Raw genomic sequence first — 22,500 nt, forward strand, 5'->3', positions numbered from 1 at the left:
GTTTTGGGGGTCGAGGTGAGCGCTGGCACGATTCTGACAAGTTCGTATGCCGGGGTGTGTGCGCCCCGGCGCACACCTGCCATCGCAGGGCGCGGAGCATGGGGGTGCGCTGCTCCTGCGCCGGTACCGCGCCGGTACCGCGCCGGTGTCCGGCCCGGCCACGGGGCGCGTACGGAGGGACGGCGTCAGGCCGAGGGACCGGCCAGCGTGCGGTGCCAGAGCCTGCGGAGCCGCTGCCGGAGCTCGTCCCCGGTGGGGGCGGTCGCCCCGCCCACCGGCACGACGCCGCGCCGCAGGGCCTCCGAGCCCACCACGAGGCAGTGCACCAGGATTTCGAGGTCCTGCGCATCGGCGGCCGCCGCCGTCGGGGCCATCCGGTCCCCGGGACCCTGCCCGTGGGGGGTGCGCTGTGCTGCGGGGTGCTGTCCGTCGGGGTCGCCCTGTGCTGCGGGACCCTGTGCTGCGGGACCCTGTGCTGCGGGGCCCTGGGCTGCGGGGCCCTGGGCTGCGGGGCCCTGGGCTTCGAGGTCGTGCCGGGCCGCAGGGCCCTGCGGCCCGGGGCTGTTCGACCCGCCGTCCCGCGGCCCGGTGACGCCCGGCTGGTGCCGCGTCAGGTGCCCTCGCAGGACGGGGATCCAGCTGGCGTACCAGTTGTCGGCCGAGCCGGGCTGCTCCCAGGCCAGTCTGGCCGCCGCGCTGACGCTGGGCTCGTCCTGGAGCAGCCGGGTGAGCACGTCGGTCAGCCGCGCCACCTCGCCGGTGCCGCAGCCCGACGGGGCGCTGTCGGCCCCGCCGGGGCTGTCGCGGGCCGGAGGCCCGCCGTCCGCTCTCGCGTCACCCGTCGGGGCCCTGTCGCCCGCCGTGGCCCCGCCCTCCGCCGGGTCCCCGTCCTCCGCCGTTCTGCCGCCCTCCGCCGGGCCCCCGAGGGCGGCCCGGGTGAGCTCGACGGCGTCCGCGCGGACGGCGTCCGCCAGGCTCGCCTTGGTGGGGAAGTGGAAGGTCAGCGCGCCCATCGTGACCCCGGCCGCCCGGCTGACCCGGGAGAGTGAGGTGCCGGCGTAGCCGTGCTGGTCGAACTCGCCCGCGGCGGCCCGCAGCAGGGCCCGTCGGGTGTGCTGGGCGCGTTCCTGCTTCATCGCCCACCGCCGTCGGGGAGGGCTGCTCTGGCGCACCGGCCGAGCGTCGGCACCGGCTCCACGGCCTGGAGCGGGGGACTGACGAACCGCATGAGCGGGAGTGGCTCCTTCGAGCAGACGGAGCGGGGCGGGCGGAAGGCCGGGACCCCTGCGTCGGTCCGAGCCGATCCGACGGAGTCCCGACGCTACGCGGAGCGGGCCGCATACGCACCGCTCGGCCGTCATCCGCTTGCAGCTTTGGCAACTCCCTCGGAACTCCGTTCGGTGGCCGTGGCGTCCGTCCGCGCGAGGTGGTCCCGGTACCAGGGCGCGGCCGCGGCGAGCCGGTGCAGCGGTCCCGGCCCGGGATCGGTGCCGGTCGACCGCCAGATCTCCGTGCTGCGGTACCAGTGGTCCTGGGCCAGCAGCGCGAACTGCCGCTCGCTGAACACCCCGGGCACCCGCCGCAGTTCGGCCAGGCAGCGCTCCCAGGGCCAGTCCTGGCCGGGGGTCGGCGGCAGTACCCCGTGCTCGGCCAGGGCGTCCAACAGGGCGCCGCTGCGGACGGGTTCGGGGTGGCCGGCGTGGTGGACCCCGCTCGGTGGCCGTTCCGGCCCGAGCGCCAGCCCGGCGACGAGCCGGGCCAGGTCCTCCACCGCGACCAGCGAGAGCAGGGCTGCTCCGCCGTCCCACCGGGCCGGCACCCGCCGGGTGAGTTCGGCCAGGCAGGGCACGACCCAGCGGTCCCCGGCACCCAGCACCAGCGGCGCGCGCAGCACCACCGCGCCGGCGTCGAGCGCCGCGCGCTCCCCGATCAGCCTGGTCCGGCTGGCCGCCGAGACGGGCGCCGGCGTCACCCCGTCCACGTCGATGCCCCGGTGCGGGCCGGGGCCGTACACGGCGGTGGTGGAGAGGTGGACGATCCGCCCCACGCCCGCCCGGGCGGCCTCCGCGAGCAGCGCCCGGGTGCCGAGCACGTTGACCGCCGCGCAGGCGTCCTCGTCACCGGAGACGGCGGCGGCGAGGTGGACCAGGACGTCGGCGCCGTCGGCCGCGCCGCGCAGGGTCGCCGGGTCGGTGAGGTCCGCCGCGACCCGGACCGTCCCGGGCGGCGCGGCGGAGCGGGCGACGGCCCGGATCACGCCGGTCTCCGGCCGGGCGCGCAGCGCGGCGAGCACCGCGGAGCCGATGAAGCCGCCGGCCCCGGTCAGCAGGATGCGCGTCACGCCCGGTGCCCGCGCTCCGCGAGGACGCCCCGCAGGGTCTTCACGACCGGCGCGGTCGCGATCCCGGGCAGCAGGTACCACCAGAGCCGGGCGATCCGCTCCGGCAGGTCGGCGCGGTTGCTGCGCAGGTGGGACATGACCTGGGTGCCGGTGTAGGCCCCGACCAGGACCTGGGAGAACTCCGCCGAGTCGACGTCGGGCAGCAGCTCACCGGCCTTGCGGGCCTCCTCCAGCTCGGCGCAGAACTGCTCGGCCCACATCTCGTACGGCCGGACGTCCCGCAGGCCGAGCTGGCCCTGCTCGACGGCGAGCGTGACGCCCGCGCGCAGCAGCACGTTCTCCCGCAGCTCGTCGGCCAGGTACAGGTTGAGGTCGAGGAGCTGACGCAGACCGGCCGGCCGGTCCGGCAGTTCCAGGTCGGCGGCCTGCTCGTCCATCACCGCCTTGGCCAGTTCCTCCTTCGACCGGAAGTGGAAGTACATTGCGCCTTGGGTGGTGCCCGCCTGTGTGATGATCTTGTTGACGCTTGAGCCGCTGAACCCGTACTCGTCGAAGACCTGTGCGGCGGCCCTCAGGATCGTCCCGCGGGTGCGTACGGCTCGGTCCTGCTTCGCTCGCGTCACAGTGACTCCAAACTCCTCGACAAACAAAAAGAACGACCTCTACGTTATTTGCAGCGGGGCCCGGCGTACACAACGGAGGCTCCACCAACCACGCCAGTGGCCATTCTGGGGGAGTGCACACATGTATCGCACAGACCACGGCAGCACCATGACTGCTGCGACCACCGTGCCCAAGGAACTCGTCCACAAGCGCGCGGCCGAAGAAGTGCTGCTGACCGGCTGGGAGACCACCGGTCCGGACGCCTACCGGGTGACCGCCCGCTGGCCCCGCGATCGCGCCGACAGCGGGCTCTACGACCCGATGCTGCTGGTCGAGACGGTCCGGCAGAGCTTCCCGCTGCTCTCCCACGCCGCCTTCGACGTCCCGCTCGGGCACCACCTCGTCTGGGACCGGTTCAGCTTCGCACTGGTCCCCGAGCTGCTCCTGGCCGACCGCCCCGCCGAGCGGGACGGCGACGAGGTCCAGCTGGACGTGGTCTGCCAGGACGTGGTCCGCCGCGGCAACCGGGTCTGCGCCCTCACCCTCTCCTACATGGTGAGCCGGGCCGGCGAGCCGCTCGCCACCGCCCAGACCCGCTTCACCGTCCAGGCCCCGGCCATCTACCGGCGGCTGCGCGGGGACCACGCCGACGCCGCCACGGCGATGGCACGCGCCGTGCCGCCCGGGCCCCCGATACGCACCGCGAGACCCGATGCCACCACCTCGCAGGACGTCGCCCTCGCCGCCACCGACCACGCCCGGCGCTGGCAGCTGCGGGTCGACACCTCCCACCCGGTCTACTTCGACCACCCCGTCGACCACGCGCCCGGCGCCCTGCTCCTCGACGCCTGCCGCCAAGCCGCCCAGGCCCTCTGCTCCCCGGCCCCCGTCCTGGCGGTCGCCATGGAGTGCGTCTTCACCAGCTACGTCGAACTCGACGAGCCCTGCCTGGTCGAGGCCGCCCGCCTGGCCCGCGACCCGGCCGGCCGCGACCGCATCGGCGTGACCCTCCACCAGGGCCCCGACGGCGCCACCTCCTGCTCCACCGTCGTCACCGTCGTCCCCCACCCCGACGCCCCCACCCACTGACCCGCGCGGCCGGCGCCGTCGAGCAGATCACCACCGCCACGGAGAACGAACGGGCCCACCCGGCCCCGTACCCCCGGCGACGATCCACTCGACGGCCCAGGTCCCGGGAGCCCACTCCTGAGGGCGGGTCAGCCACCGCCCACCGGGAGTCGCCCCGGCCGGCGGCCTCTCCCGGATCTCCCGAGCCCCCCGGGAAAAGCAGTCAGGGCCGGTGACCCTTACGGGTCACCGGCCCTGAGCTGGTGTTACTGGGTCGGGGTGGCGGGATTTGAACCCACGGCCTCTTCGTCCCGAACGAAGCGCGCTACCAAGCTGCGCCACACCCCGGTCCTGCGGTTTGTTGCTCCGTCTCCTTCGCAACGAGTAGAACTCTACCGGACGCTTGCCGAGAGACGAAATCCGATTCCCCGGGGGGCTCCGCCGCAGGTCAGCGGGAGGGGGTGAGGGTGAGGAGGGTGGCCTCGGGCGGGCAGGCGAAGCGGACGGGGGTGTAGCGGTTGGTGCCGCAGCCGGCCGACACGTGGAGGAAGGCGCGGCGGCCGCCGGCCTGGTGGGTGGAGAGGCCCTTGACCCGCTTGGAGTCGATGTCGCAGTTGGTGACCAGGGCGCCGTAGAAGGGGACGCAGAGCTGGCCGCCGTGGGTGTGGCCGGCCAGGATCAGCGGGTAGCGGTCGGCGGTGAAGGCGTCCAGGACGCGCAGGTAGGGCGCGTGCACGATGCCCAGCGAGAGGTCGGCGTCGGCGGACGGGCCGCCGGTGACCTCGCTGTAGCGGTCGCGGCGGATGTGCGGGTCGTCCAGGCCGGTGAACTCGAGGTCGAGGCCGCCGATGTTCAGCCGGCCGCGGGTGTTGGTGAGGTCGAGCCAGCCGGCCGCGTCGAAGCCGTCGCGCAGCTTCTCCCACGGGTTGTGCACGGCGCCGGTGATGCCGCGCCGCGCGGTGCCGTCGGGGTTGTTCATCCCGTGGGCGCCGCTGCGCATCGCCTGGAGGTAGCGGGCCGGGTTCTTGCGGGCCGGGCCGTAGTAGTCGTTCGAGCCGAAGACGTAGACCCCGGGGAAGTCCATCAGTGGCCCGAGCGCGTCGAGCGTGGCGGGGACGCCGAGCGGGTCGGAGAGGTTGTCGCCGGTGTTGACCACCAGGTCGGGCCGGAGTCCGGCGAGGCTCTGCAGCCAGCGCTGCTTCTTGCCCTGGCCGCTCACCATGTGGATGTCCGAGACCTGCAGCACCCGGAGGGGGCGGGCGCCCTTGGGCAGGACGGGGACCTCGACCCGGCGGAGCCGGAAGGAACGGACCTCGTACCCGGCGGAGTAGGCGAGGCAGGCGGCGCCGGTGGCGGCGATTCCGAGGGGGACGGAGTACAGCGGTCGCATCGCTCCATGCTCTCAGACGGTGGATCAGCCGGTGAACGTCCGGTGGGCCGGCGAGGACACGCCGCTGTGGTCCGAATGCCTGTGCCGCCACCTGCGCCGGACCGTGCCGCCGCCCCGGTCGGCCCGGCCGGTCAGGCCGACCCGGTGGCGGGGTCCGTCCGCTCGGCCTCGTCGCGTCGGGCCCGGAGGGCGCGGACCTTGTGCAGGTTGCCGCAGTGCTCCATCGAGCACCAGCGCCGCCGGCCGGGCCGCGAGGTGTCGACGAAGATCAGGCGGCAGTTGTGGCCGCCGCACTCCCGGACCCGGTCCGCGTAGGGGCCGGTGAGCAGGGTGATGGCGTCACGGGCGAGGGCGGAGAGGACCTGGTCGCCGTCGGCCGGCAGCGGGCCGGCGGCCGCGCCGTCCGGGCCGATCTGCGGGACGAGCGGCGGGTGGGCGGCGGCGCGGTTGAGTACGGCGTAGTCCGCCCCGGCCCCCGCCTCGCCGTGTGCCCGGGCCGCCGCGAGGCGCCAGAGCGCGTCCCGCAGGGTCCGGGTGGCGGTCAGCTGCCCCACGTCGACGCGGACGCCCTCCTCGGGGAGTTCCAGCCGGGACAGCTCCAGCCACCGGGTGAGGTCCTCGGGGTGGTGCAGCACCTCGTACCGGGCGTAGTCGCCTGGGCCGCCGGTGGTGAGGAGCTCCAGGCAGAGTGCGCCGGGGTCGAAGAGGTAGCGCGCACCTCCGGGAGTGTGCAGCACCAGTCCGGTCGCCCGTTCGTCAGTCATGTAACCACTATAAAGAGTTACCAGGCGGTGCGAGGAGCCTCCCGCGACCGCGGCCCGTGCGCGCTCCACCGCCGATGCTCCGGCGTTAATGGCGGGCAGCCGATCGCCGCAGGTGGGAGACTCTGGGCCATGACCACGCTCAAGGAGCAGTTGCACCAGGACCTCACGGCCGCGATCCGGGACCGGGACGAGCTGCGCTCGGCCACCATCCGGCTGACGCTCTCCGCCATCACCAGCGAGGAGGTGGCCGGCAAGGAGAAGCGGGAGCTCTCGGACGCCGAGGTGCTGAAGGTGCTGGCTCGCGAGGCGAAGAAGCGCCGGGAGGCGGCCGAGGCGTTCGACGCCGCCGACCGGACGGAGCAGGCCGCGCGGGAGCGGGCCGAGGGGGAGTTGCTGGCGGGGTACCTGCCCAAGCAGCTGTCCGACGAGGAGCTGACGGCGATCGTGGCCGCCGCCGTCGCGGAGAGCGGCGCGACCGGCCCGCAGGGCATGGGCGCCGTGATGAAGCTGGTGAAGCCGAAGGTGGACGGCCTGGCCGAGGGCGGCCGCGTAGCCGCCGCGGTCAAGGCCGCGCTCACCGGCTGACGGCCCCCAGGGCCGCCTGGCCGGGCGCCGGCGACACGGCGCACGCGCCGCACGGACGCGCCGCGCGAAGACGCCGCCGCACCACCCCGCACAACAAGAGGGGCGCCCTCCGAGCAGATCGCTCGGAGGGCGCCCCTCTCGGTGTCCCAGGCTGTCGGCCGGTCGGTGCGGGCCGGTCGGTGCGGGCCGGTCAGTGCCGGCCGCCGTTCCCATTCCCGTTGCCATTGCCGTTCCCGCCGCCGATGATCCCCGGCGGGAAGGTGAAGCCGCCGCCGATCATCCCGCCGGCGTTGGTGGCGCCGCCGGGGTTGCCGCCCGGCTGGCCGCCGGGGTTCCCGCCCGGGGTGCCGCCACCGGCCGCGGCGGCGTCGCCCGCCGGCGGCGTGGCCGGCGCGGTCGCGTTCGGGTCGGGCTTGGGCGCCGGGTCCGGGATGTTGATGGTCTGGATCTGGTCCTTCGGCGAGCCCTTGAGCGCCTGGTTCATCGCCAGCTGCCAGATCGGGCCGGGGCCGTCGGCGCCGAAGACCTCGGGGAAGTACTTGCCGCCGATGGTGATGTTCTTCATCTTCACGCCGCCGGCCGGGCCGCCGAGCCAGACCGAGGTGGCGAGGGACGGGGTGTAGCCGCTGAACCAGGCGGCCTTCTTCTCGTCGGTGGTACCGGTCTTGCCGGCGATCTGGCGGCCGTCCTCCAGGCCGAGGGCGGCCGCGGTGCCCTTCTCGGTCACGTTGAGCAGGACGGTGTTGAGGGCGTCCGCGGTCTGCTCGGAGAAGGCCTGGCTGCAGGTGGACTGCGGGACCTTGACGTCCTTGCCGTCGACCGTGCTGATCTTGTTGATCGCGATCGGGGTGCAGTACTTGCCGCGCGCGGCGAAGGTCGCGTAGACGTTCGCCATGGTCAGCGGCGAGAGCTCCTGGGTGCCGAGGACCATCGAGGGCACCTCCTGGAACGCGTCGCCCTTCGCGGACTGGGTGATGCCGAGCTTGTTGGCCATCTGCTTCATCGCGCAGAGGCCGACCTGCTGCTCCATCTGCACGAAGTAGGTGTTCACCGACAGTGCCATGGCCTGCTTGAGCTCGTACGGGCCGACCTCGGAGGTGGACTCGTTCTTCACCGTCGCCTTGGGCTTGTCGGTGTTCTTCCAGGTGCCCGCGCAGGTGGACATCGACGGGTAGTCGATCTTGTTCTCGGACGGGAACGGCTGGGTGGGGGACATCCCCGACTCCAGCGCGGCCGCGGCCAGGATCGGCTTGAAGGTCGATCCGGTCTGGAAGCCGTTGCCGCCGCCCATCGCCGCGTCGACGTTGAGGTTGACGACGGTCTGGTTCTTGTTGGGGTCCAGGCCGTAGGGGCGGGTCTGGGCCATCGCCAGGATCTTGCCGCTGCCCGGCTCCATCATGGTCGCGGCGGCCGACACCGAGTCGGTGACCTTGACCTTGGAGGTCACCGCGTTCTGGGCGGCGGCCTGCTTGTCCGGGTCCAGAGTGGTGTAGATGTTCAGTCCGCCCTGGTCCCAGAACTTCTTCCGGTCCGCGACGCTCTTGCCGAACGCCGGGTCCTGCTTGACCACGTGCCGGACGTAGTCGCAGAAGAAGCCCATGCCCGCCTGGGCGGTGATGCAGCCGTTCTGCGGGTCCTTGTACTTCAGACCCAGCGGCGCGGCCTTGGCCTCCTTGGCCTGGTCCGCGGTGATGTGCTTGTTCTCGACCATCTTGTCGAGCACCACGTTCCGGCGCTTCACCGTGTTCTCGGGGTAGCGCACCGGGTCGTACTGCGACGGGTTCTGCACCATGCCGGCCAGCGTGGCGGCCTCGGCGACGGTGAGGTCCTTGTTGTTCTTGCTGAAGTAGCGCTGGGCCGCGGCCTCGACCCCGTACGCCTGGTGGCCGTAGAAGGTGATGTTGAGGTAGTTGGTGAGGATCTGGTCCTTGGTCAGGTCCTCCTCCAACTTGATCGCGACCTTCAGCTCCTGGACCTTGCGCCCGAGCGTCTTGCGCTGCGCGTCCAGGACGGCGGCCTGGTCGTCGCCGGCCTTCTCCACGTTGACGTTCTTCACGTACTGCTGGGTCAGCGTCGAGGCGCCCTGGGAGGCGGTGCCGCTCTCCGCGTTCTTGCTGACCGCGCGCAGCACGCCCTTGAGGTCGACGGCGCCGTGCTCGTAGAAGCGCGCGTCCTCGATGTCGACCTGCGCCTGGCGCATGTAGGGGGACATCTGGTCCGCCGTGAGCACCGTGCGGTCGCGCTCGTAGACCTTGGCGATCAGCCCGCCCTTGGCGTCGAAGATCTGCGTGGCCTGCGTCAGCGGCGGGGTCTTGAAGTCGTCGGGGATGTCGTCGAAGCTCTCCGCCGTGCTCTTGGCGGTCAGCCCGAGCGCGCCGACGGCGGGCAGGGCCATGCCGGCCAGCAGTACTCCGGAGAGCACGCTGACCCCCAGGAACTTCACTCCGTGTCCCGCGAAGTCGAGCGGTGACCCGCGGCGCCGGCCGCTCGGAGCTCCGGGGTTGCCTGGGGGCTGGGGTGCCTGGGGGCGCTTCGGTGCCATGGGGAGAACCCTACGTCGCCGAATCCCGTACATAGGGGCAGGTGTTCGCCTAGGCTTGTCACAAGCTTGCGACAGCTTCGGTGCGTCAACGTCACTCACTCTTGTGAGTGATGAGGATTGCCCGAATTGCCCCTCTCTGGCCGGTTTTTGAGGCAGCTGTTGGCAGCTGTCCACCCCTTTTTGGTGGCTCTCCGTAACGGCTCGCGTGGCGAGAGTTCCCCCGGGTTTCTTGGCAAGGCTTGCGACCTGCGATCACTCCAACGAGTGAGCTGACCGATACCCATAGTCCGATCGGGTCATTCGAGATTGGGCCCGAAGGGGCTGTTGCAAGCTGTCGTTCTTCCGTAACGTCCTCAACTGGCAACGGTGAATATGCCGTTGCCGCCGTGGGGGAGCCTCGATTCGGGAGAGGACGGCGCCGGCATGGGCTGGGTAGACGACTGGAGTGCGCAGGCCGCCTGCCGCACTAGTGATCCGGACGAACTGTTCGTCCAGGGGGCGGCGCAGAACCGCGCCAAGGCGGTGTGCAGCGGGTGCCCCGTTCGCACGGAGTGCCTGGCGGACGCACTGGACAACCGGGTGGAGTTCGGGGTCTGGGGCGGGATGACGGAGCGCGAGCGGCGGGCGCTGCTGCGCCGGCGGCCGACCGTGATGTCGTGGCGGCGGCTGCTGGAGACGGCCCGCACCGAGTACGAGGAGTCCCTCGCCACCGGTGTGATACTGACGGACTACGCCCAGGCGGGCTGAGCGACCTGCCTGGTGCTGAGCGGCCCACACGGCGCTGAGCGGCCCGCACGGCCGGGTACGGCGCCGGCGCCCCACGGGGGCCGGCAGGTCACGGAGCCGACGGGCGCGACAGCCACCCGACGGCGGTTCACGAGCTGGACGGCAACGGTCCGGGAGCGACGCCACGGGGGAGCGGCGTCGCGGGGGCCGGTGCCGGAGCGCTACACGGCGCCGCTGAGGCGGTCGCCGATCGCGCGCAGCCCGTCCAGGTCGTGCACGTCCCCGGGCAGCGCGGCGACCTCGACGATCGGCACGTCCGGGTAGACCGAGACGAAGCGGTCACGGGTGCGGCGCTCCCGCGACATGATCTGCATCCGCTCGGCGTGCAGCCGCAGCAGTCCGGCCGCGAGCAGCTCCGCCTCGGGTGACGCGTGCTCCGAGCCGTTCTCCTCCAGGGCCTCGGCCGCCGCCAGCGCGCGTTCGGCGGTGAGCTGCGGGGCGCCCGTGCGGTGCACCCGGTTGAGGACCAGCCCGGCCAGGGGCATCCGGTCGGCGGCCAGCCGGTCGACGAAGTAGGCCGCCTCGCGCAGCGCGTCCCGCTCCGGCGCGGCCACCACCAGGAACGCCGTCCCCGGCGCCTTGAGCAGCTGGTACGTCCGGTCGGCGCGCTCGCGGAAGCCGCCGAACATCGAGTCCATCGCACTGACGAAGGTCTGTACGTCGGTCAGCAGCTGGGCGCCGAAGATCTTGCCCAGGGTGCCGGTGAGCAGGCCCATCCCGACGTTGAGGAACTTCATCGCGCTGCGTCCGCCGACCTTGGCCGGGGCGGTCAGGATCCGGATCACCTTGCCGTCGAGGAAGGACCCGAGCCGGTTCGGCGCGTCCAGGAAGTCCAGCGCGGAGCGGGACGGCGGGGTGTCGACGATGATGAGGTCCCACTCCTCGGCAGCGCGGAGCTGGCCGAGCTTCTCCATCGCCATGTACTCCTGCGTACCCGCGAAGCCGGCCGACAGGGACTGGTAGAACGGGTTCTCCATGATCGCCCGGGCCCGCTCGGGCTCGGCGTGGGCCAGCACGACCTCGTCGAACGTCCGCTTCATGTCGAGCATCATGGCCTGGAGTTCGCCCTCGCCCGTGACGCCCTTGACGACGCGGGGGGTGTTGTCGAGCTCGGTCAGGCCCATCGACTGGGCCAGCCGGCGGGCCGGGTCGATGGTCAGTACGACGACCTTGCGGCCGCGCTCGGCCGCCCGCAGTCCGAGCGCCGCGGCGGTGGTGGTCTTGCCGACGCCGCCCGAGCCGCAGCAGACGATGATCCTGGTCCCCGGGTCGTCGATCAGCCGGTCCATGTCGAGGTGGCTGCCCCGCTCGGTGCCGGTGTCCTGCCCGCTGCCCGCGCCCTGCTTGTCACCCACGCCCTGCCCGTCCTGCCCACCGTTCCCGCTCGCACCGCCGTTCGCACCGCCGTTCGCACTCCCGCTCACGCCGCCCCCTGACGCTTCAGTTCGCCCGCCAGCCGGTACAGCCCGGCGAGGTCCACACCCTCGCCCAGCAGCGGGAGTTCGTAGCTCGGGAGCTTCAGCTGCTGCAGGTCGGCGCGCTGCTCGCGCTCCAGCTCCACCCGCTCGGCGTGCTCCCGGGCCTGTTCCAGCAGCGGGTCGAGCAGCGGGTCGACCGCCGCCCGGACGGTGTCCGGCTTGCGCGAGCGCCCGCCGAGGCCCGCCTCGCCGAGGGCCAGCGCGACCTCCTCGCGGTGGTCCCCGTCCACCGCGGCCACGGCCGCCGCGTCCAGCACCGGCGGCCGGACCATGTTCACCATCACCCCGCCGACCGGGAGGCCGGCCTCGCGCAGCTCGGTGAAGCCGTCCACGGTCTCCTGCACCGGCATCTCCTCCAGCAGGGTGACCAGGTGCACCGCGGTCTCCGGCGACTTCAGCACTCGCATCACGGCCTGTGCCTGGGTGTGGATCGGCCCGAACCGGGCCAGTCCGGCCACCTCGGAGTTCACGTTCAGGAAGCGGGTGAGCCGGCCGGTCGGCGGCGCGTCCATCACCACCGCGTCGTACGTGCGGCGCCCGTCCGGTGCCTTGCGCCGGGCCGCCTCGCAGGCCTTGCCGGTGAGCAGCACGTCCCGGACGCCGGGGGCGACGGTGGTGGCGAAGTCGACGAAGCCGACCTTCTGGAGCGCCTTCCCGGCCCGTCCGAGCTTGTAGAACATGTCGAGGTACTCCAGCAGCGCCTGCTCGGTGTCGATGGCCAGCGCGTACACCTCGCCGCTGCCGGACCCGGCGCCGCCCCTGCCGGGCAGCCCCAGCTGGGCGCGCGTGACGGACGCGATCCGGCGTTCCTCGTACGGCAGTGCGGCGATCCCGAACAGTTCGGCGATCCCCTGCCGGCCCTCCACTTCGATCAGCAGCGTCCGCCGCCCCTCGGCCGCGAGGGCCAGCGCCAACGCCGCGGCGAGGCTGGTCTTCCCGGTGCCGCCCTTGCCGCTGACCACGTGCAGCCGGACGCCCTCCCAGTCGGGATCACGCCGGGCCGCCTGGCCGGGGGTGCGTGCCACGCTCCGTCTCCGTCCGTCTCCGAGGGCCGAGGGGCCGTTCCGAGGGCCGCCACCGCGCAGGTGCCCTCCCGCGAGGGTAACCAGGGACCGCGCCGGATGCCGGGAGCATCGGGGAGGCCGGGCCTGAATCATGCCCGGATTGTGGGCCACCTCACACGCCGGTCCGCAGGCCGCCCCGTTCGCCCCCGCCGCTCGTCTAGAGTCTGGCCATGACCAAGTGGGAATACATGACGGCGCCCCTGCTCGTGCACGCCACCAAGCAGATCCTGGACAACTTCGGCGAGGACGGCTGGGAGCTCGTCCAGGTCGTGCCCGGCCCGAACCCGGAGCAGCTGGTGGCCTACTTCAAGCGGGAGAAGAACGCATGAGCAAGGTCGAGGAGAAGCTCGCCGAGCTCGGTCTGACCCTGCCGCCGGTGGCCGCGCCGGTCGCCGCCTACGTGCCGGCCCTGCGCTCGGGCGAGTTCGTCTTCACCTCCGGCCAGCTGCCGATGGTGGGCGGCAAGCTGCCGACCACCGGCAAGGTCGGCGCCGAGGTCACCCCGGAGGAGGCCAAGGAGCTCGCGCAGATCTGCGCGCTCAACGCGCTGGCCGCGGTGAAGTCGGTGGTCGGTGACCTGGACCTGATCGAGCGGGTCGTGAAGGTGGTCGGCTTCGTCGCCTCCGCCGCCGACTTCACCGGCCAGCCCGGCGTCATCAACGGTGCCAGCGAGCTGCTCGGCCAGGTGCTCGGCGAGGCCGGTGTGCACGCCCGCAGCGCGGTCGGCGTCACCGTCCTGCCGCTGGACGCCCCGGTCGAGGTCGAGCTGCAGGTCCGGGTCAAGGCCTGAGACCGATCACGAGGGTGGGGTCGGCCCTGTCCAACCCCGCCCTCGTGCGCTTAGCATCCGGGCATGGACCAGCGAGCAACGACGCTCCCGATGCCGCCCGGCTGGCCTGCCCGGATCCGGGCGGTCGAGTCCGGCGAGGTGATCCCGCCGGAGCCCCGGCCCTCCGCCACCGTGGTGCTGCTGAGGGACACGGCGACCGGGCCGGAGGCCTATCTGCTGCGAAGGCGCAGCTCGATGGCGTTCGCGGCGGGCATGTACGCCTATCCGGGTGGCGGGGTGGACCCGCGCGACGCCGAGGCCGAGCTCGGCTGGGCCGGGCCCGGCCCGCAGGAGTGGGCCGAGCGGCTCGGTGTGGACGCCCGGACCGCGCAGGCGGTGGTCTGCGCCGCCGTCCGCGAGACGTTCGAGGAGGCCGGCGTCCTGCTGGCCGGCCCGGACGCCGACAGCACCGCCGAACCCCGGGACTGGAGCGCGGAGCGCGCCGCCCTGGAGGCCCACGAGCTCTCCTTCGCCGACTTCCTCCGTGAGCACGGCCTGCTGCTCCGCAGCGACCTGCTGGCCGGCTGGGCCCGCTGGGTCACCCCGGCGTTCGAGGAGCGCCGGTACGACACCTGGTTCTTCGTCGCGGCCCTGCCGCCCGGTCAGCGGGCCGCGCTGGAGGTCGGCGAGGCCGACCGGGTCGCCTGGCTCTCTCCGGCCGAGGCCGTCCGGGGCCACGAGGACGGCGTGTTCGGGATGCTGCCGCCCACCGTGACCGTGCTGCGGGAGCTGCTGCCGGTGCGCAGCGCCGCGCAGGCGCTGGAGGCCGCTGCGGGGCGTTCGCTGCACCCGATCCTCGGCACCGCCGAGGTCCGGGGGGATCGAATGACGGTTCGATGGTCGGGGTATGAAGAGCTGACCATCGATGGAGACTTTCCCGAAGACCGCTGACGACCCGGACTCGGGGCACCCGGGGCCCGGCCCCCGGATCCCCGGCCTCCCGAACCTCCGAGCCGATGAACCGATGAACCGATACATCCGATGAACCGACACCGCCCGAGGAAGGATCGACGCCCGATGACCCACAACGACGTGGCTCGCCGGACGGCGCGCGCGATGCCCGCCCGCAGCCTGACCCCCCGCCCGCTCGCCTGCGAGGGCGCGCTCGTCGACGACGGCATACCGGGGCTGCGCGCCCTCGTCCGGACACTGCCCGGACGCGTGCTCGACCGGACCTGCGAGGGCGGCCGACTCGGCGGGAGCGGCCGGTGAGCGGAATCCTTCCGGGTGACCCCGCCGCCGGCATCGGCGGCGAGGCCACCCCCCGGGCAGTCTGCGTGCTGGCGCCCAACCCGTCGCCGATGACGCTGGACGGCACCAATACCTGGCTGCTCTCCGAGCCCGGCTCGGACCTCGCGGTGGTCGTCGACCCGGGCCCGCTGCACGAGGGGCACCTGCGCCGGGTGATCGACACCGTCGAGCAGCAGGGCAAGCGCGTCGCGCTCACCCTGCTCACCCACGGCCACGCCGACCACTCCGAGGGCGCCGCGCGGTTCGCCGAGCTGACCGGTACCGACGTCCGCGCCCTGGACCCGGCGTACCGGCTCGGCTCCGAGGGCCTGACGCACGGCCAGCGGCTGGAGATCGGCGGCCTCGACCTGCGGGTGGTCGCCACCCCCGGGCACACCTCGGACTCGCTGACCTTCCACCTGCCGGCCGACGGCGCGGTCCTCACCGGCGACACCGTCCTCGGCCGGGGCACCACGATGGTGGCCCACCCCGACGGCAGGCTCGGCGACTACCTGGACTCGCTGCGCCACCTGCAGAACATGGCGACCGAGCACGGCGTGCGCACGGTGCTGCCCGGCCACGGGCCGGTGCTCGCGGACGCGCTCGGCGCCGTCGAGTACTACCTGGCGCACCGGGCCGGGCGGCTCGCCCAGGTGGAGACCGCGGTCGAGGCCGGCTGCCGGACGGCGGACGAGGTGGTGGCCCGGGTCTACGCGGACGTGGACCGCGCGCTCTGGCCCGCGGCCGAGCTGTCGGTTCGGGCCCAGCTCCAGTACCTGGAGGACCACGGGCTGATCTGACCGCCGGCCGGGCCGACCGCCCGGAGCCGCACCGGACACGCGCGAGGGCCCGTCCACCGCATCGGTGGACGGGCCCTCGTCGTCGGTGGGACCGACGGCGCGCCGGGCGGGCCGGAGCGGAGCTCCGGCCGGCCGGGTCAGCGCGAGCGGCGGGAGAGCCGCTCGACGTCCATCAGGACCACGGCGCGGGCCTCCAGCTTCAGCCAGCCGCGGCCGGCGAAGTCGGCGAGCGCCTTGTTGACCGTCTCGCGGGAGGCGCCGACCAGCTGGGCCAGCTCCTCCTGGGTGAGGTCGTGGGCGACGTGGATGCCCTCGTCGGACTGCACGCCGAAGCGGCGCGAGAGGTCCAGCAGGGCCTTGGCGACGCGCCCGGGCACGTCGGAGAAGACCAGGTCGGACATCACGTCGTTGGTCCGGCGCAGCCGGCGGGCGATGGCGCGCAGGAGTGCGATCGAGACCTCGGGGCGGGCGTGCAGCCAGGGCTGGAGGTCGCCATGGCCGAGGCCCAGCAGCTTGACCTCGGTCAGCGCGCTCGCGGTGGCGGTGCGCGGGCCCGGGTCGAAGAGCGACAGTTCGCCGATCATCTCGCTGGGGCCGAGGACGGCGAGCATGTTCTCGCGGCCGTCCGGCGAGGCGCGGTGCAGCTTGACCTTGCCCTCGGCGACGACGTACAGCCGGTCGCCCGGGTCGCCCTCGTGGAACAGCGACTCACCGCGGGCGAGGGTCACCTCGGTCATGGAAGCGCGCAGCTCGCCGGCCTGTTCGTCGTCGAGTGCCGCGAAGAGTGCGGCGCGCCGCAGAACGTCGTCCACGTGCTTCCTCCTTCTCGGCCGCCCGGCGATCAAGCCGGTCGGCGCAAGTTCCGTACAGTGCTCTGCATCACCAAGCATGGCGCATGTCGCTCCGATCATATGAGGAGGGGGTGCGCCGAGGTGTGCTGCGCGGGGCCATTCGTACCGCCGGAGCGGCCTGCGGGCGGCTCGTGCGGGCGCGCGGAGCGGCGTGGCGGGCGGTGCCGGCGACCCGTGCGGCCGGTGTCCGGGTCCGGCGCGGTGGTCTCGCGGTGTTCGCAGGTCAGCCGGGACGCGCGCGGTCCGGTGCGCGGGGGCGCCGGGACGGGGGCGCCGAGGTCCATGAGGTGATCGGGGCGGTCGCGGGCCGCCAGGATTCGGCTCCGGCTTAATCAGTGGAGCACGGGCGGCCGGGGGCGCAGGATCCGGTCCTGACGAGTCCATGAGTCCACGAGTCCACGGCCCGAAAGACGGTGACCCCGTATGTCCGCCTCCCAGTCCACCGGCACCCCCACCCCCGAGCTTCGCGAGCGGGCCCTGCGGCTGCGGGCGCTCGTGGCCGACGGGGTGCTCGTCCTGCCGAACGCCTGGGACGCCGGCAGCGCCGCCGTGATCGCCTCCGCCGGGGCCGCGGCGATCGCCACCACCAGCGGCGGCGTCTCCTGGTCGCTCGGTCGCGGCGACGGCCAGCAGCTCGGCCGGGCGGACATGGCCGAGGCCGCCCGCCGGATCGCCTCCGTCGTCGACCTGCCGGTCACGGTCGATGCCGAGGGCGGCTACGGGGCGGCCCCCGCCGAGGTGGCCGAAACCGTGCGGGTGCTGGTCGGGGCCGGCGCGGCCGGGATCAACCTGGAGGACTCGGCGGCGGCCGGCGGCCCGCTCTTCCCGGTGGCCGAGCAGGCCGCGCGGCTGGCCGCCGCCCGGGCGGCGGCCGCGGCGGCGGGCCTGCCCGAGCTGCTGGTCAACGCCCGGACGGACGTCTTCCTGTTCGGGATCGGCCCGGAGGAGGGCCGGCTGGACGAGGTGCTGGTTCGCGCGGCGGCGTACGCGCGGGCGGGTGCGGACGGCCTCTTCGTCCCCGGCCTGCTGGACCTCGACGCGTTGGCCCGGCTCTGCGCCGCGTCCCCGCTGCCGGTGAACGCGATGACGGGGCCGGGCGGGCCGACGGTCGCCGAGCTCGCCGCCACCGGCGTCCGGCGGATCAGCGTCGGCACCGGGCTGGCCGAGGCCGCGTACAGCGCCGCCCACCGCGCCGCCGCCGAACTGCTCGGTACGGGCGCCGTGACCGGGGCGCCCGGCGCGCTGGGCTACGGGGAGCTGGACGCGCTGTACCGGCGCTGACCGGCAGGAGCTCACCGGCACGCACAGGGGAGGTGCCGGTGGCCCGGGCCGGGCGGCCTCAGTGGTCGTCCGGCTCCGGGAGCGGGGCCAGCTCGGGCGGCCCGTCGACCGCGGCGGGCAGCCCGAGCAGGCGCCGCATCGCCCGCCGGGTGCGGGCGGCCGCGGCCGCGTCCCGGTAGAGCCGGCGGGCGTGGTTGAGCGCCAGGACCTGCCCGGTCAGTTCGAAGACCACCTGCTCGGCGTCCGGCTCGGCGGGCAGCTGACCGGCGGCGATCGCCAGCTCGGTCTGCCGGCGCAGCTCGCGCTGCCAGACGGCGTTCCGGGCGGCCACCGCAGACCGGACCGGCCCGCGCTCCCGGTCGTCGAACTCGGAGGTCACGGCGGTGAAGAAGCACCCGCCGGGCAGCAGGTCGCGCTCCAGGTAGGAGACCCAGGCCTCGCACTGGACGAGCAGCCGCGGCAGCCCGGGCTCCGCGCCTGCGGCCGCCGCGCGCTGCACCACCTCGCGGACGAACAGGGCGACGGCCTCGTCGACCACGGCGAGCTGCAGGGTCTCCTTGGTGCCGAAGTGGCCGAGGACGCCGGACTTGCTCATCGACAGGTCGGTGGCGAGCCGGCCGATGGTCAGCCCCTCCAGGCCCTCGACCGAGGCGAGGTCCAGCCCCCGGCGCAGGATCGCGGTGCGGGTCCGGCGGGCGTCGGCGACGGATCTTCTCGGGCTCACCGGGCCAGTGTAGCCAGCCCCGGGCCTTTAGAGTCCGACCGTTCGGACGCTATAGTCCCGGCGTGACACCCCCTCACGGAGGAGCAGACATGTCGGGATCCCGGATCGCGGCCCTGGGCCACCACCAGCCCGCCCGAGTCCTCACCAACGACGACCTCGCCCGGCTGGTCGACACCAGCGACGCATGGATCCGGCAGCGCACCGGCATCGTCACCCGGCGAATCGCCGACACGGAGTCCGTCACCGACCTCGCCTCCGCCGCCGCCGGCAAGGCCCTCGCCTCGGCGGGCCTGGCGCCGGAGGAGATCGACATGGTGGTGGTCGCCACCTGCTCGGCCAGGGACCGCTGCCCGAGCATCGCCACCCAGGTCGCCGGCCGGCTGGGCATCCCCTCGGCCGTCGGCTTCGACGTCAACAACGGCTGCGCGGGCTTCTGCACCGCGCTGGCCACCGCCGACCACGCCGTCCGGGCCGGGGCCGCCCGGCACGCCCTGGTGATCGGCGCCGAGCGGATGAGCGACGTCACCGACTGGACGGACCGCTCCAGCTGCGTCCTGCTCGGCGACGGCGCCGGTGCGGCGGTCCTCAGCCACGATCCGACCGGTCGGGGCGTCGGGCCGGTGGTCTGGGGCTCCGACCCGACCCGGGGCCACGCCGTCCGGCTGGACGACGGCTGGCAGCCGAAATTCCGTCAGGAGGGCCAGACCGTCTACCGCTGGGCCACCACCGCGCTGGCCCCGATCGCCGAGGAGGCCTGCCGGCGGGCCGGGATCACCCCCGCGGACCTCGGCGCGGTGGTCACCCACCAGGCCAACCTGCGCATCATCGAGGCGGTGGTGGACCGGCTCGGCGTGCCCGGCGCGGTGGTCGCCCGCGACGTCGTCGAGTCCGGCAACACCTCGGCCGCCTCCGTCCCGCTCGCGCTGTCCAAGCTGGTCGAGCGCGGCGAGGTGCCCGCGGGCACCCCCACCCTGCTGCTCGGTTTCGGCGGCGGCCTCTCCTGGGCCGGCCAGGTCGTCGGCTGCCCCTGACCGCGATGGTGGCGGCCGTCCGGAGCGGCCGATACGGATCTTACGAACGGGCCGGTTCGGGCCTACGGTCCGTCATATGACCTCGACGGCACCCTCCCGGACCGCGCCCGGCACCCGCCCCCGGCTGGTCACCCGGCCGCTGCTGCTGCGCTTCGTGTCGATCCTCGGCGCTTCGACCGGGTTCAACCTGCTGCTCTCCGTCGTCCCGCTCTACGCCGAGGAGTCCACCGGGGGCGGCAACGCGGCCGGGCTCGCGACCGGCGCGCTGATGCTGACGACCGTCCTGGGCGAACTGGCCACACCCCGGCTGGTGGTCCGCTTCGGCTACCGCTCGGTGCTGGCGGTCGGCCTGTTGCTGCTCGGAGCGCCCGCGCTGGTGCTGACCGCCGTCGACGGCGGCCTCGTCTGGATCACGGCGGTCTGCCTGGTGCGCGGGCTGGGCTTCGCCTTCACCATCGTCGCCGGCGGCGCGCTGACGGCGGCCCTGATCCCGGCCGAGCGGCGTGGTGAGGGGCTGGCGCTGGTCGGCGTGGTCTCGGGCGTGCCGTCGCTGCTGGGCCTGCCGCTGGGCGTCTGGCTGGCGGCCCACGTGGGCTACACCCCGGTGGCCGTGACCGCCGGCGCCGTGGCGCTGGCCGCGATCGCCGCCGTCCCCGGCTTGCCGGACCGCGAACCGTCCGCCGAGCCGGCGGTGGGGGTGGTGGCCGGCTTCCGGTCGGCCGGGCTGCGCCGCCCGACCGTGGTCTTCGGCGCCACCGCGCTGGCCGCCGGGATCATCGTGACCTTCCTGCCGCTGGCCGTCCCGGCCGGGTCCGCGGGCCTCGCCGCGGTGGCCCTGTTCGTCCAGCCGGCCTCGGCGACGGCGGCCCGCTGGGCGGCGGGCCGGTACGGCGACCGGCACGGACCGGAGCGGCTCGTGCTGCCCGCGCTGCTGCTCTGCGCCGCGGGCACCCTGCTGATCGCGCTGACCGGCAGCGCGGTCGCCGTGGTGGCCGGCGCGGCGGTGTTCGGCATCGGCTTCGGCGCGGCCCAGAACGCCACCCTGACCATGATGTACGCGAGGGTCTCCAAGGCCGGCTTCGGCGCCGTCACCGCGTTGTGGAACGTCGCCTTCGACGCGGGGATGGGCGTCGGCGCGGTGGCCTTCGGCGTCCTCGCCGGTCCGCTGGGCTACCCGTCCGCCTTCGCCGTGACGGCCGTGGTGATGCTCGGCGCCCTCGCCCCCGCCCGCCGCGACCGCCGCGCCGCACCGGCCGTGGCGGCCGCACCGGCGGGGCCCGCGGTGCCTCCCGCGCCCACGGCGTCGCCGGCGCCGCGCACGCCGGCGGACCAGCCCTGCGGGCCGTCCTGACCGGGCGCCGCGCAGGGGGCGTCCGAACCGTCCGCGGCCCTGCGTCGATGGCTGATCGTCCGCGGCCCCGCGTCGATGGCTGATCGCCCGCGGGGTCAGGGCTGTTCGGCGTAGCCTTCCTGCATGGCAGAGAGCAAGGTCCGGAAGGCCGCAGCCAAGCCGGCGGTGAAGGTGGCTGTGAAGCCGAGGAAGCCGGAGTCGAAGCTGGCGATGGTGCGGCGGGCCCGGAGGATCAACCGGGAACTGGCGGAGCTGTACCCCTACGCGCACCCCGAGCTGGACTTCGACAACCCGTTCGAGCTGCTGGTGGCCACCGTGCTGTCGGCGCAGACGACGGACCTGCGGGTGAACCAGACGACGCCCGCGCTGTTCGCGAAGTACCCGACGCCGGAGGACATGGCGGCGGCGGTGCCGGAGGAGCTGGAGGAGGTCATCCGGCCGACCGGGTTCTTCCGCAACAAGGCGAAGTCGCTGATCGGGCTCTCGATCGCGCTGCGGGACGAGTTCGGCGGCGAGGTCCCGGGCCGGCTGGCCGACCTGGTCACCCTCCCCGGGGTGGGGCGCAAGACGGCGAACGTGGTGCTCGGCAACGCGTTCGGCGTGCCCGGGATCACCGTGGACACCCACTTCGGGCGGCTGGCCCGGCGGTTCGGGTGGACGGCGGAGGAGGACCCGGTCAAGGTCGAGGCGGCCGTCGCGGAGATCTTCCCGAAGTCGGAGTGGACGATGCTCTCGCACCGGGTGGTCTTCCACGGGCGGCGGATCTGCCACTCCCAGAAGCCGGCCTGCGGGGCCTGCCCGATCGCGCCGCTCTGCCCCTCCTACGGGGAGGGCGAGACGGATCCGGAGAAGGCGAAGAAGCTGCTCAAGTACGAGATGGGCGGCCACCCCGGCCAGCGGCTGAGGCCGCCCGCGGACTACCCGGGCGAGGCGGCGGCGCGGGCCGACGCCGTCGCCCACCAGGGCAAGGTCGCGGACCTGGCGGTGGCCGAGTGACGGCGCACGGCCACGACCGGGGGCCCGGGCAGGCCCTGCCGGGACGGATCGAGCGGGACGGCCTGCCGTCCTGGCTGGAGCCGGTCCGGGACGCCGCCGAGCGGGTCCTGCCCGAGCAGCTGAGCCGCTTCCTGCCGCCCGCCGAGGGCGGTCGCGCCGCGGCCGTCCTGATGCTCTTCGGCGAGGGCGGGACCGGCCCCGACGTGCTGCTGATCGAACGGGCCCGGTCGCTGCGCTCGCACGCCGGGCAGCCCTCCTTCCCCGGGGGCGCGCTGGACCCGGAGGACGGCGACCCCGAGGGCTCCGGCCCGGTCGCGGCGGCGCTGCGGGAGGCCTGGGAGGAGACCGGCCTGGACCCGTCCGGGGTGCAGGTCTTCGCCGCCCTGCCCGCCCTCTACATCCCGGTCAGCCGCTTCGTGGTCACCCCCGTGCTCGGCTGGTGGCGCGAGGAGTCACCGGTCCGTCCGGTGGACGCGGGCGAGACCGGCGCGGTGTTCCGGGTGCCGATCGCCGAGCTGACCGACCCGGCCAACCGGGTCCGGCTGCGCCACCCGTCCGGACACCTGGGGCCGGCCTTCGCGGTCGGCGGCCGGCTGGTCTGGGGCTTCACCGCCGGGGTGATCGACCGGGTGCTGCACCACAGCGGCCTGGAGCTGCCCTGGGACCAGACCCGGATCGTCGACCTCTCGGACGAGGCGCTGGCGCTGGTGCAGGGTGACCGCGACCGCTCCCGTGCGCTGCTGAGCGGCGACGCCAGGACCACGTGAACGCCCGACTGTGTGGCCC

At 74.0% G+C, this 22,500-nt stretch carries 23 protein-coding genes and 1 tRNA gene; 13 read left to right on the plus strand and 11 right to left on the minus strand.

Annotated elements, in window-relative coordinates:
* Positions 1 to 185: 185 nt before the first annotated feature.
* The 3 genes from ABZ497_RS09235 to ABZ497_RS09245 form a co-directional block, all read right to left on the minus strand.
* A complete protein-coding gene (locus ABZ497_RS09235; protein WP_359804114.1) occupies positions 186 to 1,136 on the minus strand; it encodes a TetR family transcriptional regulator in 951 nt (316 codons plus the stop codon).
* Between the two features lie 221 nt (positions 1,137 to 1,357).
* Positions 1,358 to 2,341 (minus strand): NAD-dependent epimerase/dehydratase family protein, encoded by a 984-nt coding sequence (locus ABZ497_RS09240; RefSeq protein ID WP_359804115.1) that lies wholly within the window; start codon positions 2,339 to 2,341, stop codon positions 1,358 to 1,360.
* Positions 2,338 to 2,964: a ScbR family autoregulator-binding transcription factor gene (locus tag ABZ497_RS09245; protein ID WP_329488588.1), complete on the minus strand. Its 627-nt coding sequence runs from the start codon at positions 2,962 to 2,964 to the stop codon at positions 2,338 to 2,340. Before ABZ497_RS09245 ends, ABZ497_RS09240 begins: the two co-directional genes overlap by 4 nt.
* 121 nt (positions 2,965 to 3,085) lie before the next feature.
* Here ABZ497_RS09245 and ABZ497_RS09250 point away from each other — a divergent pair, with 121 nt between their 5' ends.
* Entirely contained in the window at positions 3,086 to 4,033 is a 948-nt protein-coding gene (locus ABZ497_RS09250; RefSeq protein ID WP_359804116.1) for a ScbA/BarX family gamma-butyrolactone biosynthesis protein, read from the plus strand.
* A gap of 253 nt (positions 4,034 to 4,286) precedes the next feature.
* On the opposite strand, the gene ABZ497_RS09255 is transcribed toward ABZ497_RS09250, so the two are convergent.
* The 3 genes from ABZ497_RS09255 to ABZ497_RS09265 form a co-directional block, all read right to left on the minus strand.
* A tRNA-Pro gene (locus tag ABZ497_RS09255) sits at positions 4,287 to 4,360 on the minus strand.
* Positions 4,361 to 4,460: 100 nt separating this feature from the next.
* Positions 4,461 to 5,402, minus strand: coding sequence for a metallophosphoesterase (locus ABZ497_RS09260; protein ID WP_329488537.1), 942 nt, complete (start codon positions 5,400 to 5,402; stop codon positions 4,461 to 4,463).
* A 131-nt stretch (positions 5,403 to 5,533) separates the two neighbouring features.
* Positions 5,534 to 6,166 carry a CGNR zinc finger domain-containing protein gene (locus ABZ497_RS09265; protein WP_359804117.1) on the minus strand — a complete coding sequence of 211 codons (633 nt, stop codon included), beginning with the start codon at positions 6,164 to 6,166 and terminating at the stop codon, positions 5,534 to 5,536.
* A 129-nt stretch (positions 6,167 to 6,295) separates the two neighbouring features.
* Here ABZ497_RS09265 and ABZ497_RS09270 point away from each other — a divergent pair, with 129 nt between their 5' ends.
* Positions 6,296 to 6,751, plus strand: a complete 456-nt coding sequence (locus tag ABZ497_RS09270; protein ID WP_329488535.1) for a GatB/YqeY domain-containing protein — start codon at positions 6,296 to 6,298, stop codon at positions 6,749 to 6,751.
* Positions 6,752 to 6,941: 190 nt separating this feature from the next.
* On the opposite strand, the gene ABZ497_RS09275 is transcribed toward ABZ497_RS09270, so the two are convergent.
* Entirely contained in the window at positions 6,942 to 9,194 is a 2,253-nt protein-coding gene (locus ABZ497_RS09275) for a transglycosylase domain-containing protein (RefSeq protein WP_359804118.1), read from the minus strand.
* Positions 9,195 to 9,716: 522 nt separating this feature from the next.
* Here ABZ497_RS09275 and ABZ497_RS09280 point away from each other — a divergent pair.
* Positions 9,717 to 10,040 (plus strand): WhiB family transcriptional regulator, encoded by a 324-nt coding sequence (locus ABZ497_RS09280; RefSeq protein WP_033333275.1) that lies wholly within the window; start codon positions 9,717 to 9,719, stop codon positions 10,038 to 10,040.
* Positions 10,041 to 10,240: 200 nt separating this feature from the next.
* On the opposite strand, the gene ABZ497_RS09285 is transcribed toward ABZ497_RS09280, so the two are convergent.
* Positions 10,241 to 11,368 (minus strand): ArsA family ATPase, encoded by a 1,128-nt coding sequence (locus ABZ497_RS09285; protein WP_359804182.1) that lies wholly within the window; start codon positions 11,366 to 11,368, stop codon positions 10,241 to 10,243.
* A 131-nt stretch (positions 11,369 to 11,499) separates the two neighbouring features.
* Positions 11,500 to 12,582, minus strand: coding sequence for an ArsA-related P-loop ATPase (locus tag ABZ497_RS09290; protein WP_359804119.1), 1,083 nt, complete (start codon positions 12,580 to 12,582; stop codon positions 11,500 to 11,502).
* Positions 12,583 to 12,791: 209 nt separating this feature from the next.
* On the opposite strand from ABZ497_RS09290, the gene ABZ497_RS09295 reads away from it, so the two are divergent.
* From ABZ497_RS09295 to ABZ497_RS09315, 5 genes are all read left to right on the plus strand, one after another.
* The gene (locus ABZ497_RS09295) at positions 12,792 to 12,950 is read left to right on the plus strand and encodes a DUF4177 domain-containing protein (protein WP_094743074.1); all 159 of its coding nucleotides are present in this window, start codon (positions 12,792 to 12,794) and stop codon (positions 12,948 to 12,950) included.
* Positions 12,947 to 13,411 (plus strand): RidA family protein, encoded by a 465-nt coding sequence (locus ABZ497_RS09300; RefSeq protein WP_329488529.1) that lies wholly within the window; start codon positions 12,947 to 12,949, stop codon positions 13,409 to 13,411. The genes ABZ497_RS09295 and ABZ497_RS09300 overlap by 4 nt, the downstream gene beginning before the upstream one ends.
* A gap of 63 nt (positions 13,412 to 13,474) precedes the next feature.
* Positions 13,475 to 14,341: an NUDIX hydrolase gene (locus ABZ497_RS09305; RefSeq protein ID WP_359804120.1), complete on the plus strand. Its 867-nt coding sequence runs from the start codon at positions 13,475 to 13,477 to the stop codon at positions 14,339 to 14,341.
* A 126-nt stretch (positions 14,342 to 14,467) separates the two neighbouring features.
* The gene (locus tag ABZ497_RS09310) at positions 14,468 to 14,662 is read left to right on the plus strand and encodes a hypothetical protein (protein WP_359804121.1); all 195 of its coding nucleotides are present in this window, start codon (positions 14,468 to 14,470) and stop codon (positions 14,660 to 14,662) included.
* Positions 14,659 to 15,480, plus strand: coding sequence for an MBL fold metallo-hydrolase (locus tag ABZ497_RS09315; protein WP_329488526.1), 822 nt, complete (start codon positions 14,659 to 14,661; stop codon positions 15,478 to 15,480). The genes ABZ497_RS09310 and ABZ497_RS09315 overlap by 4 nt, the downstream gene beginning before the upstream one ends.
* 137 nt (positions 15,481 to 15,617) lie before the next feature.
* On the opposite strand, the gene ABZ497_RS09320 is transcribed toward ABZ497_RS09315, so the two are convergent.
* A complete protein-coding gene (locus tag ABZ497_RS09320; RefSeq protein ID WP_030392646.1) occupies positions 15,618 to 16,292 on the minus strand; it encodes a Crp/Fnr family transcriptional regulator in 675 nt (224 codons plus the stop codon).
* A gap of 462 nt (positions 16,293 to 16,754) precedes the next feature.
* Between ABZ497_RS09320 and ABZ497_RS09325 the strand changes: the two genes are divergently transcribed.
* Positions 16,755 to 17,612: an isocitrate lyase/phosphoenolpyruvate mutase family protein gene (locus ABZ497_RS09325; RefSeq protein WP_359804122.1), complete on the plus strand. Its 858-nt coding sequence runs from the start codon at positions 16,755 to 16,757 to the stop codon at positions 17,610 to 17,612.
* 58 nt (positions 17,613 to 17,670) lie between these two features.
* On the opposite strand, the gene ABZ497_RS09330 is transcribed toward ABZ497_RS09325, so the two are convergent.
* Positions 17,671 to 18,336, minus strand: a complete 666-nt coding sequence (locus ABZ497_RS09330; RefSeq protein WP_359804123.1) for a TetR/AcrR family transcriptional regulator — start codon at positions 18,334 to 18,336, stop codon at positions 17,671 to 17,673.
* 89 nt (positions 18,337 to 18,425) lie between these two features.
* On the opposite strand from ABZ497_RS09330, the gene ABZ497_RS09335 reads away from it, so the two are divergent.
* The 4 genes from ABZ497_RS09335 (at position 18,426) to ABZ497_RS09350 (ending at position 22,481) form a co-directional block, all read left to right on the plus strand.
* Complete coding sequence (locus ABZ497_RS09335) at positions 18,426 to 19,367, plus strand: beta-ketoacyl-ACP synthase III (protein ID WP_359804124.1); 942 nt, start codon at positions 18,426 to 18,428, stop codon at positions 19,365 to 19,367.
* 76 nt (positions 19,368 to 19,443) lie between these two features.
* Positions 19,444 to 20,718: an MFS transporter gene (locus tag ABZ497_RS09340; protein WP_329488521.1), complete on the plus strand. Its 1,275-nt coding sequence runs from the start codon at positions 19,444 to 19,446 to the stop codon at positions 20,716 to 20,718.
* A 123-nt stretch (positions 20,719 to 20,841) separates the two neighbouring features.
* The gene (nth, locus tag ABZ497_RS09345) at positions 20,842 to 21,714 is read left to right on the plus strand and encodes an endonuclease III (protein WP_359804125.1); all 873 of its coding nucleotides are present in this window, start codon (positions 20,842 to 20,844) and stop codon (positions 21,712 to 21,714) included.
* Positions 21,711 to 22,481 carry a CoA pyrophosphatase gene (locus ABZ497_RS09350; RefSeq protein WP_359804126.1) on the plus strand — a complete coding sequence of 257 codons (771 nt, stop codon included), beginning with the start codon at positions 21,711 to 21,713 and terminating at the stop codon, positions 22,479 to 22,481. Before nth ends, ABZ497_RS09350 begins: the two co-directional genes overlap by 4 nt.
* Positions 22,482 to 22,500: the final 19 nt, after the last annotated feature.

Origin of the sequence: Kitasatospora sp. NPDC005751, from assembly GCF_040630835.1 — a bacterium.
GTDB lineage: Bacteria > Actinomycetota > Actinomycetes > Streptomycetales > Streptomycetaceae > Kitasatospora.

Excerpts from the sequence above, each read along its gene's own strand:
- ABZ497_RS09260 (WP_329488537.1), bottom strand. The coding sequence starts at position 5,402 with ATGCGACCGCTGTACTCCGTCCCCCTCGGAATCGCCGCCACCGGCGCC.
- ABZ497_RS09250 (WP_359804116.1), top strand. The coding sequence starts at position 3,086 with ATGTATCGCACAGACCACGGCAGCACCATGACTGCTGCGACCACCGTG.
- ABZ497_RS09340 (WP_329488521.1), top strand. The coding sequence starts at position 19,444 with ATGACCTCGACGGCACCCTCCCGGACCGCGCCCGGCACCCGCCCCCGG.
- ABZ497_RS09280 (WP_033333275.1), top strand. The coding sequence starts at position 9,717 with ATGGGCTGGGTAGACGACTGGAGTGCGCAGGCCGCCTGCCGCACTAGT.
- ABZ497_RS09310 (WP_359804121.1), top strand. The coding sequence starts at position 14,468 with ATGACCCACAACGACGTGGCTCGCCGGACGGCGCGCGCGATGCCCGCC.
- nth (WP_359804125.1), top strand. The coding sequence starts at position 20,842 with ATGGCAGAGAGCAAGGTCCGGAAGGCCGCAGCCAAGCCGGCGGTGAAG.
- ABZ497_RS09235 (WP_359804114.1), bottom strand. The coding sequence starts at position 1,136 with ATGAAGCAGGAACGCGCCCAGCACACCCGACGGGCCCTGCTGCGGGCC.
- ABZ497_RS09270 (WP_329488535.1), top strand. The coding sequence starts at position 6,296 with ATGACCACGCTCAAGGAGCAGTTGCACCAGGACCTCACGGCCGCGATC.
- ABZ497_RS09295 (WP_094743074.1), top strand. The coding sequence starts at position 12,792 with ATGACCAAGTGGGAATACATGACGGCGCCCCTGCTCGTGCACGCCACC.
- ABZ497_RS09335 (WP_359804124.1), top strand. The coding sequence starts at position 18,426 with ATGTCGGGATCCCGGATCGCGGCCCTGGGCCACCACCAGCCCGCCCGA.
- ABZ497_RS09285 (WP_359804182.1), bottom strand. The coding sequence starts at position 11,368 with ATGGACCGGCTGATCGACGACCCGGGGACCAGGATCATCGTCTGCTGC.
- ABZ497_RS09300 (WP_329488529.1), top strand. The coding sequence starts at position 12,947 with ATGAGCAAGGTCGAGGAGAAGCTCGCCGAGCTCGGTCTGACCCTGCCG.
- ABZ497_RS09325 (WP_359804122.1), top strand. The coding sequence starts at position 16,755 with ATGTCCGCCTCCCAGTCCACCGGCACCCCCACCCCCGAGCTTCGCGAG.
- ABZ497_RS09265 (WP_359804117.1), bottom strand. The coding sequence starts at position 6,166 with ATGACTGACGAACGGGCGACCGGACTGGTGCTGCACACTCCCGGAGGT.
- ABZ497_RS09305 (WP_359804120.1), top strand. The coding sequence starts at position 13,475 with ATGGACCAGCGAGCAACGACGCTCCCGATGCCGCCCGGCTGGCCTGCC.